Genomic DNA, 18,514 nt, shown 5'->3' with positions numbered 1-18,514 from the left:
TAGATATAGGTTGTAAATCAGGATGTTCAGAAACATGAACAATTATCGACGTGATTCGATATAAAAAACGCGATAACGCTGTAAGTTCCTTCTGATGAGTACGTTTGAGAAGCCCTCATTCCGGCGTACGCAAAAGTACTTGTGGCTGGTGCACCTTATTGTTTGTATATCGTACCGTTTTTCATCACGAAAATCACGTTCTGTAATGACTTGACATCCTGCAAAGGATTCTCTTTTACAGCGATAATATCCGCGTATTTGCCGGGTTCAATTGTACCGATTTCGTCACTCATGCCGAGAACTTTGGCATTGGTAACAGTAGCGGATTGAATGGCTTCGGCGGCGGGCATCCCTCCTTCTACCATATACGCAAACTCCTTGGCATTGTAGCCATGCGGATAAACACCCGCGTCGGTACCGAAGGCAATGTTGACTCCTGCTTTGTACGCTTTGGTGAAGGTCGCCTGAATTTTGGGGCCGATGGCCAAGGCCTTAGGTGTAACGAGTGGCGGATAGTACCCCATGATTTTAGCCGAGTCGGCAGCGGTACGTCCGGCGATGATGGTAGGCACGTAGTAAGTGCCGTACTCTTTAAATAGGGCGATGGCCTCGTCGTCCATGAGCGTACCGTGCTCGATGGTTTGTACGCCCGCCCGGATGGCGCGCTTCATGCCCTCGGCCCCGTGGGCGTGGGCCGCCACGTTGAAACCATAATCTTTGGCGGTCTGTACGATGGCCTTCATCTCCTCGTCGGTGAACTGCGGCCCCTGCCCGTCCTTGGCGTTGGACAGCACCCCGCCCGTGGCGGTGATCTTGATTACATCCGACCCATCCTTGTAGCGCTGGCGAATCGCCTTTCGGGCGTCGTCCACGCCATTGATAACGCCTTCCATTGGCCCGGGGTCGCCCATCAGGTCGCGACGGTAGCCATTGGTCGGGTCGGCGTGCCCTCCCGTGGTGGCGATGGACTTTCCTGCCGTGATTATCCGCGGGCCGTCGGCAACGCCCCGGTTGATCGCGTTCCGCAGGGCGATGTTGACACCGCTTCCGCCCAGGTCACGGACGGTAGTGAAGCCAGCCATAAGCGTAGTCTTGGCATACTTGGCGGCCTGAAAAGCAACATCGGGTGGATTCTGGGTGAAACGGTCGTAGGAACCGCCCCGGCGGGTTTCGCTTTCGAGGTGAACGTGCATATCGATCAGGCCCGGGAGTACGTAGCTAGTCTTCAGGTCGACAACATTATCGCTCCCCGAGGTTCGTGAGTAGCCTTTCTCCACAGAAGTGATCCTGTTTTTCTCGACCACAATTGTCATCTGCGACTGCAAAGTACCTTTACTGGCATCAAAGAGGTTGCCGCAATGAATCACAGTGCGCTGACCAAAACTCACCTTCACAGCCAGTAGAATGAGTGCTAAGAGGAAACTTTTCTTCATAAAGATTAAAATTTTAGATTTGGTATAAAGTACCATGGCAAGATACTGCAAATAATCACTTCTAAAGAAGGGAAATAGCCCTATTGAATGCCTAATAAAACAAAATATGGCATAGGGTATTCCTATCAAATTTTCGTATTAGTCAGCTTGTACTTGGCACATCTTATTGATTTACAGATCAAAGAATATGATAAACCGAAAATAATTCATAAACATTAAACTCCTGATTAATCCAAACCCCTATGCTGCTGCGTATATGAACCCGGAACAGAAGCTTGAGCGGTACCCTCGCCCTCTGCTCCTCGTCCGTAACTCGTCTTATGCGAAAGGCGACTCACGGTACATCTAATCGGGAAATGGAAGAAAGCAGGCCTGCGTTTCTGTTTTCTATCGGCGAAATGCCTTCGGAAGAACTATTTTTTTCGTAAAAATGATTAGATTGCCCCTCTCCATAAAAAAACGTTTATAACCCTTGGCGACCCAAAAACCCAACTATTCGGAAGAAGACTTGGTGGATTCGCTGAAACAGAATGATCGGGTAGCGTTCGAATATCTTTACGAACACTATTCCGGTGCCCTGTTCAGTGTGATAACCAAAGTCTTACGAGATAATGAGAAAGCGGAAGACGTCATGCAAGACGCCTTTCTGAAGATATGGAAGAATATCTCGTCGTATGATCCTGCAAAGGGCCGGCTCTTTACCTGGATGCTGAACATCGCACGCAACAGCGCGATCGATGCCGTCCGATCGGAAAAGCGCAAGCCCGGCATGGATGATATATCGGAAAATCTCGACCGTACCGATCAGAACGCCACGTACCAACCCTCCCCCTCTACGCTGGATTTGAAAGCATTGGTGGACACATTACGGCCCGAAAGGAAAATCCTATTGGACTTGGTTTATTTCCAGGGTTATACCCAGGAAGAAGCCTCGAAAGAACTCGACGTACCTTTGGGCACGGTCAAATCACGTATCAGAACTGCGTTGAAGGACCTTAAACACTATTTTAAAATATGAACATCTCAGCCTACATAGATTCAGGAATCCTGGAAGAGTACGCGCTGGGTATAGTCTCTCCGCAGGAAAAACAGGAAGTCGAATGCCTCACTCAGGTATATCCCGAGTTGAAGGCCGAACTCGAGTTGATTGAAAAAGCACTCGAACAATACGCTCTGCAACACGGAGTACCAGTACCCAGCCGGGTGAAAGATACTATTTTCGCCCAAATGAAATTTGGTCCGGTAGCCATGGCTACGGAAGATGACGGCGGTACAACCGAAACTTCGCCCGATGTGGCTGCTGATGACGAAGTACGCTCCGTTGAGCCCCAAACAGCAACCGTCCATCCCCTGTGGGGAAGGCTGGCGGTGGCCGCCTCCGTACTGCTGGCGATTTTCGGAGCCTGGGCAGCCTACCAATACGGGGCAGCACGCGACGAAAACGAACAACTTGCTTCACAAGTGGAAAACTTGAACGAGCAGACGAACACTTTGCAGCAAAGAGCTGAATACAACGAAGCACTGGCCGCCAACTACCGTAATCCGGACGTCAAGATCGTGCAGATGCCGGGTTTGGAAAAAGCACCCAACAGCGAGGTGGTAGCCCTATGGAATCAGAAAACCAACGAGGTGCTGCTGGACGTACGGAATCTACCCGCCCCACCGACCGGAAAGCAGTATCAACTGTGGACGATTGTAGACGGCAAGCCCGTGGATATGGGCATGCTCGACGACGACTTCCAGGGCAAGTTGTTAAGAATGAAAAACAGCTCGCCCAATGCAGTGGCCTTTGCCATCACGCTGGAAGACGATGGAGGCAAGCCCAGCCCCACCATGGAAGAAATGGTAGTTATGGGTCAAGTGTAAGGCATGCTCAGCGAATCATGATGCGTTGCACTTGCGTAGCCTGATCCGTCTTGATTTGTAAAAAGTACATACCCGGTAAGATTGCGGGAGAAACTCGCAGCACCGGCAACCCAATTATCCCGCTGTCCGAAAGGTCAGCGGGAATTTTTTTGCCCTGCGCGTCGGTGAAACTGAATTCAAAATTCTGCGGGAGATCGGCACGTAAATAAACAGGCTCGCCAGCTGAGGCAGGATTGGGGAAGGCAGTGAACGGCGGAGGGTTGTCGCCCTGAAACACCGCAATCGAAGGGGAGTATTGTACCCGGCCAGATTGCTCGCGCAGCCGAAGGCGGTAGTAGGCAGTTTGGGACAGGGGCTCGAGATCAGCAAACGTGTACAGCCGCGAGGAGTTCTTGTCGAATACCAGCGGAATGTCCCCCACTGCCTGGAAAACTTCCCGATCCTCGCTGCGCTCGACGGTAATCTGCACCAAATCGGGATGGGCGGCAAAAAGCGCGTGGATTTCCAGCCGGTTGCCGTTGACTTGCGTTTCCACCGACCTGACCAGTTGGGGCGCGGGCAATCCATTTGCCACCTGAAACAATTCTGAAACATTGCCGGGCAGCATCGGACTTTGCGCCACCACACGCAAGCGATAACTACCCTCAGGCAGCGCGGCGGGTAGCGTCGCCCGCAGGGGGCTTTGGAAACCTGTGCCGATTACGGCCAGAAAATCCCCCTGCGGACTTAGCAGTTGAACCTCGGTCTGAAAAGTATTCACGCCCTGCGCGGAAAAGGAAACCAGAAATGACTGACCGGGTGAAGCTGCTCCCGGAACTACCCCCGTAAGCAGAAAACCGCTGGATGTGTAGGGAGGTGTCTGGTTGAAGTAGGCATCCGTGAGGCTCCGGTTCCAGGCCTGGGCCATTTGGGTGAGGCCCTGCGTACCGCCCCGGACGTTTTCGAAATGGCCGTGCGCCGGACGAGGTACCTGGATAGTGTCGGCGTAAGGGCCCCGCCACACCCGCAGGCCGGGCGTCTCGGCCAATTGAGTTTGGGCTTCAATCACTGGCAGGTAAGGTTCAGATGCATTATAGCTGACGCTGCAAAGCGAGACAGCCCAGCCAATCGCCCGTCCAAAATCCTGATTCGTTTTCTCGATCAGCCTTCGCATATTCTGATAATAATTCTCCTTCGAAATTTTCAGATGCACAGCGTCATTTTCCCCGTGAAACCACAAAACCGACCTCAGGCCCAGCCAGGAATGGTAGTAGCGCAGCGTGTTGATGAAATTACTGTAGGGCTGACGGTTGGGCCAGTCTCTGCCCACGTAGATATTCTGCGTATTCTGCCCATTGGCAGTTTCCCGCCAGTTGATTGAATTGGCGGCCGCCCAGCCTGCATTCATAAACAATACCGGAACGCCAAGTCGGGCTACCAGCATAGATCCTAGCTCACCCCAATACCAGGCCGACTCACCCGAAGGAAAAATGCGATTCGATGCCTTCAATTGCTCAAATGTCGGTGCGGGCATAGGCGCATCGGGCGCAATCGTAATGTTTTCGATGCTAAGGGATTTGTTGAGCGCATCGAAGGACACAACCTTGTCAACTGCGTCTTTGGCACCCAGGTTGGGTAGTCCCATCGCATTGGAGTGCCCGGCAATCAGGAAAACCTCCCCGATCCCCAAAGGCTGTACCGAGACGGAGTCAGTGGCCACCCCTCCCAAAAACCCTCTGATTTCCAGTTTATACCAGCCGCCTTTGGCATCGATCGAACCAAAGAATACACCCTGCCGATCGGGAACGCTCATGGAAATCCAGGTTCCGGTATTCTGTCCGTTGTCAGCCAGGGCGACAAGCCTTGCTTCCAGCTTATCGTAAGGTAATGTGAGTGTGCCGCCGATCTTCAGCGTGCCACGGTCATTCTGGCTACGCTGGATAACTGTGTTTTTTGTGGGAAAGGAAATATTGATTCCGGCATAAATGCTTCTCGTATTAACTACCAGTAAGAATAGTATCGCAAAAATTTTATGCATAGAAACTGATTAAGTGAGCAGGTGTGGGCATCCGTACTAAAATACCATTCCCAATAATTCGACTGTAATTGTTATCAATAAACTTACCTGCAGATATGACTCTGACAGGTACCTGTAAACGTTTTTATAACGACTTTCCTTGCAGGCCGCCTTCTTCAGCCAGAAATACCTGCCGATATGTACGACCAACAGTAGATAAACGATCGCAAAGTTTGTAAAGTCCATAAGCTCTTTTTGTTGATTGCATTTTAACAATATTAAATAAAAGTAAAGTAGAGCCGCCAACGATGGCTATTATTTTTTTGGAGTTGCCGGGAAACTATTGTCTAATTTAGGTGTTTCAACAGCTATCAATACATCGATAGCTATAATCATTTGAGATTATAATCGACTACTTATTAGTATATTATAATCCATAAATAAGATACAAAACAGCGCTCTCTGCTCCATTTCCCTCTATGTGTGTACGCGTATTCATCGCTGGTCTTTTTCTGTTTGGAATACTATTCCGCCCTGCTCAAGCCCAAAGAAATTTTGTTGACTCATTGGATTCTTCCGCGACGCTGGAAGAGTGTATTCAATACGCGCTGGCGCACCAGGTCGATATCCGGCAAGCACAGCTCGATGAGCAGATTGTGGATCGCACCATTAAGAGCCGACTGGCCGACTGGTACCCCCAGATTGGTCTGACTTACAACATCCAGCATTATCTGCAGCTTCCCGTGGTACTATTTCCCGACCTTAACGACCCGACCGGGCCGAGGCGCGAAATTCGCACGGGAGTAGCGAATTCGTCCACTGCTGCGCTGGCGCTGAACCAAACGATATTTAACCGGGACGTGCTGTTGGCCAATCGCACGTCCCGCGATGTACTTTACCAGGCAGCACAGAACACCACCAACCAAAAAATAAACGTGACGGTGGAGGTCAGCAAGGCATTTTATGATTTACTGCTCACGCGGCAACAGCAGTCGATCCTTCAATTGCAAATCGAGCGCCTGACGCGTAACCTGAAAGATGCCACCAACCAGTTCAGGAGCGGGATCGTGGATAAGACAGACTATAAGCGTGCTACGATTGCCCTCAACAACGCTACCGCTCAGCTCCAGCAAGCCCGTCAGCAGGCAGTGGTGCGGGAGGCTGTTTTGAAAAATCAGATGGGGTATCCGGTGGAGAAACCACTGGTAATCACTTACGACAGCACACGTCTCGAAGTGGACGCTGAACTGGATACCAACCAGGTCGTCAGTTACCAGAACCGTATCGAATTTCAGCGGCTTCAAACCCGCCGCAACCTGCTGCGTTCGGAAATTGACTACGCCCGGTGGAGTCTGTTTCCGACGGTTTCCTTTTTCCTGAATTACAATCTCAACTACCAGAACCAGCAGTTCGCCCAGCTATACAGCCGGTCGTTCCCAAACTCGCTTTTCGGGCTGACAGTTGGCTACCCCATCTACCAGGGCGGCAAGCGGCGGCAGAACATCCGCATCGCCGAACTTCAATTCGAACGATCCGACTGGGACGTGACGGGCTTGCAAAATGACATCGATACTGAATTTCAGAGAACACTTGCTCAGTACAAGAGCGACTGGATCAACTATCAAACCCTGAAAGAAAATGTAGAACTCGCCCGTGAGGTTTATGACGTCATACAGCTCCAGTACAAGTCTGGCGTGAAAACGTACCTTGACGTATTGATTTCGCAGACGGATCTCAGGACAGCAGAGTTTAACTTCATCAATGCCCAGTACCAGGCCATCAGCAGCAAGATCGACGTAGAGCGGGCTTTGGGACAAATTGACAACTGACAAGCGTATCTACCTAAGTCCGGTTTATCTAAAAGACCATTGCCACTTGCCTGACCCTTTGAATAAAGACGTACACAATCCTTCTTTCATGAATAAAAAATCAATTCTCTTTCGACTAGGGCTCCTGGCCGGTTTCGCCGCGCTGGGAGCGTGCGGAGGCAAGGAAGAAAAACCAACGCCGCCCGCCGAAGTACCTGTAGCCACGACCAGGGTTGAACGAGGCGAGGCGGTGGCTTATGACGAGTACCCGGCCACGGCGCAGGCTTTGAAAGTGGTAGAAGTGCGGGCCATGGCCAGCGGCTATGTGACGGGCATGTACTTTGAAGACGGCCAGCACGTGCGCAAGGGACAGAAGCTTTACCAGATCGACCAGCAACAGGTGCAGGCCTCGGTGGACCAGGCCACGGCTAATCTGCGCGTGGCAGAATCCAACGAAAGACTGGCCCAGAAAGACGCCGAGCGGTACATGGAGCTGGACAAAAACGAAGCCATTGCCAAGCAGGTGCTGGACAATTCCCTTGCCCGCCTCGAAACCGCCAAGCTGCAGGTGCAGGCCGCCCGGGCCACGGTGCAGCAGTCTCGCTCGGGCTTGAAGTACACCACCGTCTCCGCCCCGATTTCGGGCACGATCGGGATTTCTCAGGTGCAGTTGGGCGCTTTGGTCACCTCGAACCAAACCCTGCTGAACACCTTATCAACCGACGATCCAATGGCGGTTGATTTTGGGGTGGACCAGAAGGAAATTGTGCGTTTTACCAAGCTTTTAGCCCAAACCAAAAATCCCCTTGACTCGACCTTTCAACTCACCATGCCCGATGGAAGCAGGTATCCGCATACCGGTAAAATCGAGCTTCTCGACCGCGCCGTAGACGCCCAGACCGGGACCATCAAAACCCGCCTGATTTTTCCCAACCCCAATGGTATGCTCAAAGCGGGCATGACGGTCAACATCCGCGTAAAAGCCAGCGAAAGTGGCAGCTCGCTGCTTATTCCGAAAAAAGCACTGGTAGAGCAAATGGGCGAGTACTTTGTGTACGTCGTTCAGGGCGACAGCGCTATTCAGCAAAAAGTCCAGACCGGCACTACTATCCGCGACCAGATTGTGATCCGTGAAGGCCTGGATGAAGGCGCCGAAATCGTGACAGAAGGAATACAGAAACTTAAAAATGGTGCGAAAGTGAAGCGTTGAGGGATGGGTTAAATGGATAATGGTTAAAAGGTTAAAGTTATACTAAGCTTTCTTTTCAACTATGAGCCATACTATTCAGAGAGCCGTTGACCGCCGCGGGGCGCCCCGCTTAACCGTTTGACTTTTTAACCTTAAAATAAATGTTTGCAAACCGATTTATAAATCGTCCTATTCTCGCCATCGTTATTTCGCTGGTGATTCTGTTGGTGGGCACACTGGCGATTATGAGCCTGCCAGTCAGCCAATATCCTGACATTACGCCGCCGACGGTGCAGATTACGGGCACGTACACGGGAGCCGACGCCTCCACTGTGGAACAAACGGTGACGACCCCCATCGAGACCCAGGTAAACGGAACACCTGGCATGAGTTATCTCTCGAGCAATAGCACCAACGACGGGCGTACGACCATCAGCGCGGTATTTGAGGTAGGGACAGATGTAAATATTGCCGCCCTCGACCTTCAGAACCGCGTCAGCGTGGCAGCCCCGCAGTTGCCCAGCGAGGTGACACGCCTGGGCCTGATCGTCCGCAAGCGCAATCCGAGTATTCTGATGCTGGTGGCGATGTATTCACCTGAAGAAACCCACGGTGTCAACTTCATCAACAACTACGCGAATATTTATGTCAAGGAAGCCTTGCTGCGGGTTAAGGGTGTAGGCGACATTTTCAGCCGGGCCGACGATTTCAGTATGCGGGTATGGCTCCAACCCGATAAAATGGCGCAGCTGGGTATTGCTTCCTCCGAAGTCATTTCGGCATTGCAGGAACAAAATCTGCAGGTTGCCGTAGGTTCGGTTGGGGCTCCGCCGCAAAATGACGACCAGACTTTTGAGTACACAGTTTTCACCAACAGCCGTTTGTCATCGGCAGAAGAATTCGGCAACGTAATCATCAGGACACGTCCCAGCGACGGCTCGCTGGTGTACCTCAAAGACGTGGCCCGTGTGGAGTTGGGAAAATTCAGCTATAACAGTAATTCCTTCGTCGATGGCAAACGAGCCAGCTACCTGCTGGTGTACGAAGCTCCGGGCAGCAACAGTCTGGAAACCGCCCAGGGTGTCTATGATAAGATGGCGGAATTGAAAAAGTCATTCCCCAACGACCTCGATTACATGGTACCTTTCGAAGCGGTATCGGTGGTGAAAGTATCCATCGAAGAAGTGGTCGAGACACTCATCGAAGCGCTCTTGCTGGTAATTCTGGTGGTATTTTTATTCCTGCAAAGCTGGCGGGCGACGCTCATTCCACTACTGGCGATTCCCGTGTCGATCGTGGGAACGTTTATTTTCTTCGTGCCGCTGGGCTTTACCATCAATACGCTGACCATGTTCGGCTTTGTGCTGGCTATTGGCATCGTGGTGGACGACGCCATCGTGGTGGTGGAAGCCGTGCAACACTATATGGACGAGGAGGGCATTTCTGCAAAGGAAGCAACCATGAAAGCCATGAAGGACATTTCGGGTCCTGTCATTGCCATTGCCCTGATTCTGGGGGCGGTCTTTGTTCCGGTAGGTTTTATTCCGGGCATCGTGGGAAGGCTTTATCAGCAATTTGCCATCACCATTGCCATCTCGGTAGCAATTTCGGCATTTGTGGCCCTGACGCTCACCCCTGCCCTGTGCGCTTTACTTCTCAAGCCCATGCACCTCAGCGAGGACTCACGGGGCCTGAATAAATTCTTTTACAAATTCAATACCTGGTTTGGGCGTGTAACGGACCGCTACTCCGAAGGGGTCCGGAAATCCATCCGCAAGGCACCGCTCGTGATCGTCGGACTGATTTGTCTGTACCTAGCAACAGGCTTTTTGTTCAAAACCAAACCCAGCGGCTTTATCCCGCTGGAAGACGGCGGCCGGATCTTCCTGACCTACGAACTACCCGAAGCTGCTTCCACAAGCCGAAGTATTGCCACCCTGGATACCCTGATGACAATTCTGGACAACACACCCGGCATCAAGCATTACGCTGCTTTGGGCGGGCTCAATGTGGTGACTTTTGCCTCCAAGTCCAACAGCGGCACCATCTTCTGCCAGTTGGAAGACTGGGGCGACCGAAAAGCGGATTCTCTGAAAATAGAAGGTTTGGCCGCGACTATCCGCAAGAAGATCGGAGGCCTGAAAGAAGCGAATACCGTCGTCATTACGCCGCCCGCCATTCCTGGTTTGGGCCGGACGGGTGGTTTCAGCTTCGTGATCGAGCAGCGCGAAAGTAACGACGACATCAAACAGTTTGAGCAGGTCGTCAAGAACATGACCGCCGCGGCCAATGAACGACCGGAAATCAGCGGTGCCTTCTCGTTTTTCACAGCCCGCACGCCTGGCTATCAACTGGAAGTGGACCGCGCGAAGGTAAAGCAATTGGGCGTCTCGTTATCCGAAGTGTATAGTACCCTTCAGACCTACCTGGGTAGTCGGTACGTCAACGACTTCACCATCTACGGCCGAAACTTCCGTGTGGTAGCCCAGGCTGATACAAGTTTCCGGAAGAATATCGAAGCCCTCGGAAAGTATTATGTTCGCAATCAGAGCGGACAGATGGTGCCCATCAGCGCACTGGTATCGCACAAAATGGTGGAAAGTGCGCCGCTTATTTCTCACTACAACCTTTTCCGGTCAACCGAACTCAATGGCAACCCGGCTCCCGGATACAGCAGCGGCGAGTCACTGGAAGCGTTGCGCGAGGTGGCCGCCAAGGTACTGCCCGTTGGCTACGGCTACGAATTTACGGGATTGAGTCTTGAAGAGATAAACGCCGGCTCGAGTACGCTCTACATTTTCGGGCTCTCGATCCTCTTTGTTTTTCTATTCCTGGCCGCACTTTACGAAAGCTGGTCAGTCCCCTTTGCGGTACTGTTGGCCGTTCCGATTGGAGCATTCGGAGCTATTGTCACACTCTCGTTATTTAAGGGCCTTTCTAATAATATTTATGCCCAAATCGGCCTGTTGACTCTCATCGGTCTGGCTGCCAAAAATGCCATTTTGATCGTGGAATTTGCCAAGGAGCGCGTCGATCAGGGCGAGTCGATCAGGCAGGCCACAATGGAAGCGGTACGATTGCGCCTTCGTCCCATCATCATGACCTCGCTGGCCTTTATCCTGGGCGTGTTGCCACTGGCTTTTTCCAGCGGGGCCGGGGCGGCAGCCCGCCAAACCATAGGCTGGACGGTACTTGGCGGCATGGTTGCCGCCACACTGCTGGCAATATTTATAGTTCCGGTATTGTTTTCGAGTATCGGAAAATTGGCGTACGGACGGAAGGACCTGGATGAGGCAGGTGCCGAGAAGAAGGCATAAGTGCTATTCCGGTAGTGCACCTGAAAAATCGGGGTGTTCGCGCTTTTTCAGCACCACTATTTCTTTGAAGAACTGAATAGTCTATACGCAGCAGTACTCCAAGCTATCTGAAGTGGCATATGGGTTCACAAAAAACAGCCTGCCGGCATATGCTGGCAGGCTGTTCGCACTATACACACACTTTATTTTCTGATAAACATCAATACACAACAGATATGGCTTCCATTCCTAGGCAGTATGGCTCGGGAACGAAAAATAACATTATTGCTAAGGGGACTTTTAGCTAAAATACTCTAAATAGAGCTGGTTGGATACAATAATAACAATAAACAAAGACAAATGACACTACCATGTTAAATAAATATTTTTATTAAATATAGCAGTATTCGTATTAAGAATATTTAGGTTCCCGGAGATGATACAATTCTCCATCTCGCTGGGGACCGATTATATTGAGTTCGCCATGAAACTTCGGAAATGCCACATGGCAAACATCTTAATGTCAAAGGCGGTCCTTGATCTGTTACTCAAAGGCTGGGTCATCTATGACATGCAATCACACCAGCGACAGTCAGGCCGCAATATAGTAAAGTGGATTACAAAGTATCATATCTTGGGGCAATTTACTTGTATGGCTACAATCCGCCTCCCATCCAGACAACTAGTCCCGCTATTCCAGAAACCCGAAAGACCAGCTGAAATAATCACTCCGCCGTCTCAGAGCAGAGGCTATTCAGAGAGTGGAAAGAAAGGGACGATGACGAAATCCGGATACTATACTGCTATGAGAGCCCCCGAATGCATTCTGTGACAACGGCTAGCCCAGGCGACGCCAACGGTACAGCATTTGAAGCGGGAAAGTTAAATTTTAAAGGCTTGATTTTCACACGGACAGACAAAAACCAAATTCACTAGGTATGGCCATCCACATCGGCACATCGGGCTGGAGTTATGATCACTGGCAGGGGGTACTTTATCCCGACTCCACTCCCGTCCGCGAACGTTTGTCTTATTACGTCGAGCGTTTCGGGACGGTCGAGTTGAACAGTAGTTTTTACCACTGGCCCCGGGAGCAAACATTTGCCAGCTGGCGCCAGCGACTCCCTGATGGTTTCCAGCTCACCGTGAAAGCGCCCCGTGGGTTGACTCATTCCAAAAGGCTGTACGCGCCCGAGGTTTGGGCAGATCGCATTGCGCGCTGCTGGCACATCCTGCGCGAAAAAAGGGCCGTTCTGCTGGTGCAGCTTTCACCCAATTTTGCCTTCGACTACGCACGACTTGATTATTTCTTAGGTACTTTACCCGAATGGATAAGGGTGGCGGTAGAATTCCGACACCCAAGCTGGCATCAGGAACCAATCTTTGAACTACTGGAAAAACATCAGGCGGCTTACTGCGTCATGAGCGGAGCCGGACTACCCTGCATCCTGCGGGCCACGGCGTCCTTTGTCTATGTGCGCCTTCACGGTCCCGATCCGGGCTGGCTCTACGGCGGCTCCTACTCCGACGACGACCTGCGCTGGTGGGCCTACCGCCTGCGGGAATGGGAGTACTCGGGCAAGGAAGTGTACGTATATTTCAACAATGACGGCGGCGGAAATGCCGTCCGAAATGCACTAACCCTGAAACATTTCCTGAACAGGTAGTTTGAAACGCTTACTTCCCCTCCGCACAATCCTCCCCTGGCTTCCGGCCGCAAACCCCACAGGTAGCCCCTTCCTGCTGCATGAAAGGATTGTTCGTGGCGCAGGTACCTTTGAATTCACCATTCTTGATAAACAACAAACGGACGCTGAATAACAGGAATCCGGCCAGAACCAGAACAATGGAAAGAAGGATAACAGGGAGCATAAAAGGATATTTTTGGATGGGCAAGATACGAAATTGTGACACAACGGCTCGAACCCAATAATAATTTTCGATGAATTATTTGTAAATAAAAGTGCAGGCACCTATATTCGACCCACTATTCCTAAACCTTACTTACTTCTTAATGATTCCGTTATGATTAGCGTAAAGAAAATCCTCGAGGACAAAGCGATCTCCGAAGTGTGGAGTGTGCCGCCTACCACCAGTGTCATCGATACGCTGCATCTTTTATCCGAAAAAAACATCGGGGCGGTCGTGGTGCTGGATGGCGATGAACTCGTCGGCATTTTCTCCGAGCGCGACTACGCCCGCAAAGGAATCATCCAGGGCCGAAAGGCCAAAAGTACCCCGATCTCTGAGGTGATGACGCCAAAAGTCTTTACCGTAGAGCCTGACACCACTATTCAGGAATGCATGGGAATGCTCGGCCAAAAGCGCATCCGTCATTTACCGGTAATGGAGAATGGTCGGGTCATCGGTGTAGTCAGCATCGGCGATGTGGTCAAGTCCATCATGTCGGAGCAGAAGCAACACATCCAGTTCCTCGAACAATACATCACGCAATCGTAGGGAGCCTGCCAGCGGCCGGAAATTTAAAGTTGTCCACCAACCACTATCATTTGTCTATTGCCTGAATGGCTCTACTCCTCGTCGGCGTGTTTGTTCTGGGCTATGCCCTGATCGCGCTGGAACATCCCCTGAAAATTGACAAAGCCGCCTCAGCCTTGCTGACGGGGGTTTTTTGTTGGATTATACTTTTGGTTGGCTTCGAGTACATGCCTGCCTTCCAGAACGCCCCCCTTCCCGGCGAGCCGCACGAGTACCTCAACGAGTCACTATTTGAGCATCTGGGAGAAATCTCCGGTATTCTTTTCTTTTTGCTGGGGGCCATGACCATTGTCGAGCTGGTCGACGCCCATGACGGATTCAGGGCCATCACCGACCGTATATCGACCACCGACCGCGTCAAGCTCCTGTGGATTATTTCCTGGGTGTCTTTCTTTCTCTCGGCTGGCCTCGACAACATGACGACCACAATCATCATGTGCGCCCTGATCCGCCGTATTGTCCGGAAGCAAGAGGATGTCTGGCTCCTGGGAGGCTTTGTCATCCTGGCTGCCAACGCGGGTGGGGCCTTCTCGCCTATCGGCGATGTGACCACCATCATGCTCTGGATCGGTGGTCAGGTCACGACGTTCAATGTGATGAGAGAATTAATCCTGCCCTCCATCGTAAGCCTGCTTGTGCCGCTGCTCGCGGCTTCATTTGCTCTTAAAGGAAATGTACAGGCACCAGAAAAATCACTGGGATCAGAGCATGGGCAGGTAAGTACCACACCTTTCGAACAGAATGTCATGTTCGCCCTGGGCGGTTTCGGGCTGCTTTCAGTCCCAATTTTCAAATCGATCACGCATTATCCTCCCTACATGGGCGTCCTGTTGTCAGTGGGTGTGTTATGGGCGTTTACCGAGATGCTCCACCGTTCCAAGGAACTGGAAATCAAACGTGGCCTGTCGGTTGCCAATATCCTCCGGCGCGTCGACACCCCCAGTATTCTATTCTTTTTGGGCATTCTGCTGGCGGTGGGCGCGTTGGATACGTCCGGCCACCTGCGCCTGCTGGCTACAACCCTCGATGAAACCTTTGGTAATATCTACATTATCAACACGCTTATCGGACTTCTATCCTCGCTGGTAGACAACGTACCTTTGGTAGCCGCTACCATGGGCATGTACCCCCTCACGGAGTTCCAGCCCGACAGCGACTTCTGGAATCTGCTGGCCTACTGCGCCGGAACGGGCGGCAGTATCCTCATCATCGGCTCAGCGGCGGGCGTCGCTGCCATGGGAATCCTCAAAATCGACTTCGTCTGGTACTTTAAAAGAATCTCAGTCTATGCATTACTGGGTTACTTCTCGGGGGTTGCGGTGTATTATTTGCTGAACTAGCTTTTGGCAATTCGCTTTCCTTGTTGACAACCAAGCCACTAGTCCGGCGCCTCTTGCCTCCGATTGAACTACCCCTTTCCTGAACGCCAGCCGGCCACTGCTGGACGTGGGCCGGAGGTGAAGTGACTTGGTGTCCGATTCCGAACACCAAGTGTCCGGTAACGACCAATTAAAAAACGCATAACTCTTCAAACGCCTGAAAATCAGCAAACAGTTGTGCTGGCATACCCCTTTTATACCTTCATGACATCTGTTTATTCCAAAATAAAAAAACCGGGATGCAACCTTCCTGCCGCACGACGCATCACTACTAAAACAAACAACAAGCGAACCATGAAAACAAAGAGACTTTACATTGCCATTCTTGCCCTATTCGTAGCCACGGGTACTTATGCCCAGCGCAACAAAGACCAGCCTTATTTCACGAAAGATTTTTCCGAGAACTACCTGCAAGCCGTCAAGGTCCAAACTTCCGGCGGCTCCATTGCGGTGGAAGGAGACAGCAAAAACGGCGTAAAAGTGGAAATGTACGTTCGTGCCAACAACTGGAACGGTAGCGAGGTGAGCGACGAAGAGATTGAAGAGCGCCTCAAACAGTATGACGTGACCATCCGCCGGGAGGGGAATATCGTCGTGGCAATTGCCAAGCCGAAAGATAGTAACGGTATGAACTGGAAAAAAGGCCTTTCCATTGGCTTTAAGGTCTATACACCACGGAACTTCGCCACCGACCTGCGCACCAGCGGTGGCAGCATCCGGCTTGCTTCCCTGAACGGCGAGCAGAATTTCAGTACCAGTGGTGGCAGCATCGACATCAATGACCTGAAAGGCAACATCAAGGGCCGCACCTCCGGCGGAAGTATCGAAGCCATCAACTGTTCTGATAACGTAGATCTCATAACCAGCGGCGGTAGTATCAAAGCCGAAAGTATGGTCGGCAACATTCGCCTGATCACTAGTGGCGGCAGCATTTCGCTCGCCGACCTTAATGGCAAAATAACGGCCACGACCAGCGGCGGCGGTGTGCGGGCCGACGGAATTCAGGGCGACCTGGAAACCAGAACTTCGGGCGGCTCCATCCGGATGAAAAACCTGGCCGCCAGCGTAAAGGCCAGCACCAGCGCGGGTAGTATCGAAGCCGACTTTGACCGCCTGGGTGACTTCGTGTCGCTGTCTACTTCGGCGGGTAGTGTGCGGGTGAACATGCCGCTTAACAAAGGCCTGGACCTGGATTTGCGCGGAAACCGCGTGTCCATCGATCTAAAGAACTTCGACGGACGGATGGATAAGGACCGGGTACAAGGCAGCCTGAACGGTGGCGGAATTCCGATCAAACTGAGTGCCAGCAGTGGCAGCATCTATGTCAACCAGTAAGCGGCTTGTCAGGCTGAGCGAAGCCGAAGCCCGACAAGCAAAAAATATCTATTAGCGATGAAAGGGGCTATCTGTCCCAGAAAAAGTGTCCGTAACTGGGCACTTTTTTCGTTATTAGGCATAATTTTTATTTTTGAGCAGACTACCTAGTTTATAAACCCATGATCAGCGTTCAGGAAGCCCAATCACTTATCAAATCCACTGTCCGGGTACTCTACCCGGAGCAAAAGAATCTTTCCGAGGCAGTGGGCCAGGTACTTTCAGAAGATGTGGTATCACCCCTGGCGTTACCGCCTTTTCGGCAGTCTTCGATGGATGGGTACGCTTTACACCACGCCGATGTGGCTCAATCCGGCATTACGCTGCCTGTGGTAGCCGAGTCACGAGCGGGCAACGACACTCCGCAGGTGCTGGAAAGGGGCACAGCCCTGCATATTCTGACGGGTGCGCCAGTTCCTGATGGAGCCACGGCGGTAGTGATGAAAGAAAAAGTGGAACGAAATGACAACGAAGCAGCCATTCAGCAATTTCCGGTCAGTGAGGGCCAAAATGTCCGCTCCATCGGTCAGCAAATCAGGAAAGGCGATCTGGCGATGCCCAAAAACACTTATCTCACGCCCGGTTCGGTAGGTTTTTTAGCCGGAATGAATATCCAGAACGTGAAAGTCTACCGACGACCGAGCGTCGGAATACTCGTCACGGGTGATGAACTGGTGTTGCCGGGCAACGTTTTGCCGGGCAACGACTTGCCCGGCAACGGCGGTTTGCGTTTCGGGCAAATTTTTGAATCCAGTTCATCCATGCTGGCCGCGGTACTCCGCGCCGAAGGAATCCTGGAGGTCGAAATTCGTTACGTACCTGACGATGAAGCGGCAACCATCGCCGCTCTGCGTGACCTGACCGAAAACAACGACGTAGTGCTCAGTACGGGCGGCGTGTCGGTGGGAGACTACGATTTCGTAGGTACTGCTTTGGAGGAGATTGGCGTGGAGACTGTCTTTTACAAAGTGCGGCAGCGACCCGGTAAGCCACTGTTTTTCGGGCGGAATGATGATACCATCATTTTCGCGCTTCCCGGCAACCCGGCCTCCACACTGGTTTGCTATTACGAGTATGTACTGCCCGCTCTGAGGCTATTGTCGGGGCGTAGTGACTGTTTCCTGCCTAAATTAAAACTACCAATCACCCACGCTTTTTCATTTCATGGAGAGCGTGATGAATTCCTGAAGGCTACCGCTACTACCGAAGCTGTGACGCCGCTTGATGGCCAGGAGTCGTTTGCTTTGCGCTCTTTCGCCATCGCCAATGCGCTCATTTACTTGCCCGCCGGCCAGAACACCGTGCAGCCCGGTGATCTGGTTGAGGCACATTTATTGCCTTTCTTCTGTTGAGCAGATAAGATAAAGAGTGGTATACTCATAAAATATTCGCTCATCAACTCATTCAAAGATAAATTAATGACCCTATCCATTCTATATTTCGGTATGATTGCCGAAGCCACCGGCCAACCGCTCGAAACCTGGACGTCGCTGGATGCGCTGACGGTGGGCGACCTGAAAAATGATATCCTGAAAAAGTACCCCGTCTTGCGCGACCGTAAGTTTCAGGTTGCTGTGAATCAACAAATTTTGGACGATGCCTTTCCCATTCCACCTTCGGCCGAAGTAGCATTACTCCCTCCGTTTGCCGGCGGATGATCTATTCCGAAGGTGA

14 protein-coding genes are annotated in these 18,514 nt (G+C 51.7%); 11 read left to right on the top strand and 3 right to left on the bottom strand.

The genetic code is table 11. From position 1 onward, the window contains the following. Positions 1-155: 155 nt before the first annotated feature. On the bottom strand, positions 156-1,433 hold the full coding sequence (locus IE117_RS15270; RefSeq protein ID WP_189565294.1) for a metal-dependent hydrolase family protein: 1,278 nt from the start codon (positions 1,431-1,433) through the stop codon (positions 156-158). A 472-nt stretch (positions 1,434-1,905) separates the two neighbouring features. On the opposite strand from IE117_RS15270, the gene IE117_RS15265 reads away from it, so the two are divergent. Further along, a complete protein-coding gene (locus tag IE117_RS15265; protein ID WP_189565293.1) occupies positions 1,906-2,451 on the top strand; it encodes an RNA polymerase sigma factor in 546 nt (181 codons plus the stop codon). Next, complete coding sequence (locus IE117_RS15260) at positions 2,448-3,299, top strand: anti-sigma factor (RefSeq protein ID WP_189565292.1); 852 nt, start codon at positions 2,448-2,450, stop codon at positions 3,297-3,299. The genes IE117_RS15265 and IE117_RS15260 overlap by 4 nt, the downstream gene beginning before the upstream one ends. Before the next feature lie 7 nt (positions 3,300-3,306). Here the strand turns inward: IE117_RS15260 and IE117_RS15255 are convergent, their stop codons facing one another. Then, positions 3,307-5,316: a T9SS type A sorting domain-containing protein gene (locus tag IE117_RS15255; protein ID WP_189565291.1), complete on the bottom strand. Its 2,010-nt coding sequence runs from the start codon at positions 5,314-5,316 to the stop codon at positions 3,307-3,309. Positions 5,317-5,861: 545 nt separating this feature from the next. On the opposite strand from IE117_RS15255, the gene IE117_RS15250 reads away from it, so the two are divergent. From IE117_RS15250 to IE117_RS15235, 4 genes are all read left to right on the top strand, one after another. Next, a complete protein-coding gene (locus tag IE117_RS15250) occupies positions 5,862-7,124 on the top strand; it encodes a TolC family protein (RefSeq protein ID WP_189565290.1) in 1,263 nt (420 codons plus the stop codon). An 88-nt stretch (positions 7,125-7,212) separates the two neighbouring features. Beyond that, positions 7,213-8,313, top strand: a complete 1,101-nt coding sequence (locus IE117_RS15245) for an efflux RND transporter periplasmic adaptor subunit (protein WP_189565289.1) — start codon at positions 7,213-7,215, stop codon at positions 8,311-8,313. A 140-nt stretch (positions 8,314-8,453) separates the two neighbouring features. After that, on the top strand, positions 8,454-11,609 hold the full coding sequence (locus IE117_RS15240; protein WP_189565288.1) for an efflux RND transporter permease subunit: 3,156 nt from the start codon (positions 8,454-8,456) through the stop codon (positions 11,607-11,609). 917 nt (positions 11,610-12,526) lie between these two features. Then, positions 12,527-13,255, top strand: coding sequence for a DUF72 domain-containing protein (locus tag IE117_RS15235; protein WP_189565287.1), 729 nt, complete (start codon positions 12,527-12,529; stop codon positions 13,253-13,255). A 10-nt stretch (positions 13,256-13,265) separates the two neighbouring features. On the opposite strand, the gene IE117_RS15230 is transcribed toward IE117_RS15235, so the two are convergent. Continuing rightward, the gene (locus IE117_RS15230; RefSeq protein WP_189565286.1) at positions 13,266-13,460 is read right to left on the bottom strand and encodes a hypothetical protein; all 195 of its coding nucleotides are present in this window, start codon (positions 13,458-13,460) and stop codon (positions 13,266-13,268) included. A 153-nt stretch (positions 13,461-13,613) separates the two neighbouring features. Here IE117_RS15230 and IE117_RS15225 point away from each other — a divergent pair, with 153 nt between their 5' ends. The 5 genes from IE117_RS15225 (at position 13,614) to IE117_RS15205 (ending at position 18,498) form a co-directional block, all read left to right on the top strand. Then, positions 13,614-14,048 (top strand): CBS domain-containing protein, encoded by a 435-nt coding sequence (locus tag IE117_RS15225; protein WP_189565285.1) that lies wholly within the window; start codon positions 13,614-13,616, stop codon positions 14,046-14,048. A 65-nt stretch (positions 14,049-14,113) separates the two neighbouring features. Next, the gene (nhaD, locus tag IE117_RS15220) at positions 14,114-15,427 is read left to right on the top strand and encodes a sodium:proton antiporter NhaD (protein WP_189565284.1); all 1,314 of its coding nucleotides are present in this window, start codon (positions 14,114-14,116) and stop codon (positions 15,425-15,427) included. 333 nt (positions 15,428-15,760) lie between these two features. After that, a complete protein-coding gene (locus IE117_RS15215; protein WP_189565283.1) occupies positions 15,761-16,801 on the top strand; it encodes a DUF4097 family beta strand repeat-containing protein in 1,041 nt (346 codons plus the stop codon). A 161-nt stretch (positions 16,802-16,962) separates the two neighbouring features. Continuing rightward, a complete protein-coding gene (locus IE117_RS15210; protein WP_189565282.1) occupies positions 16,963-18,192 on the top strand; it encodes a molybdopterin molybdotransferase MoeA in 1,230 nt (409 codons plus the stop codon). 66 nt (positions 18,193-18,258) lie between these two features. Further along, positions 18,259-18,498 (top strand): MoaD/ThiS family protein, encoded by a 240-nt coding sequence (locus tag IE117_RS15205; protein ID WP_189565281.1) that lies wholly within the window; start codon positions 18,259-18,261, stop codon positions 18,496-18,498. The last annotated feature ends 16 nt before the right edge of the window (positions 18,499-18,514 follow it).

The organism is Persicitalea jodogahamensis (genome assembly GCF_014651615.1).
Classification (GTDB): domain Bacteria; phylum Bacteroidota; class Bacteroidia; order Cytophagales; family Spirosomataceae; genus Persicitalea; species Persicitalea jodogahamensis.
This window is presented reverse-complemented; position numbering and strand designations above follow the sequence as displayed.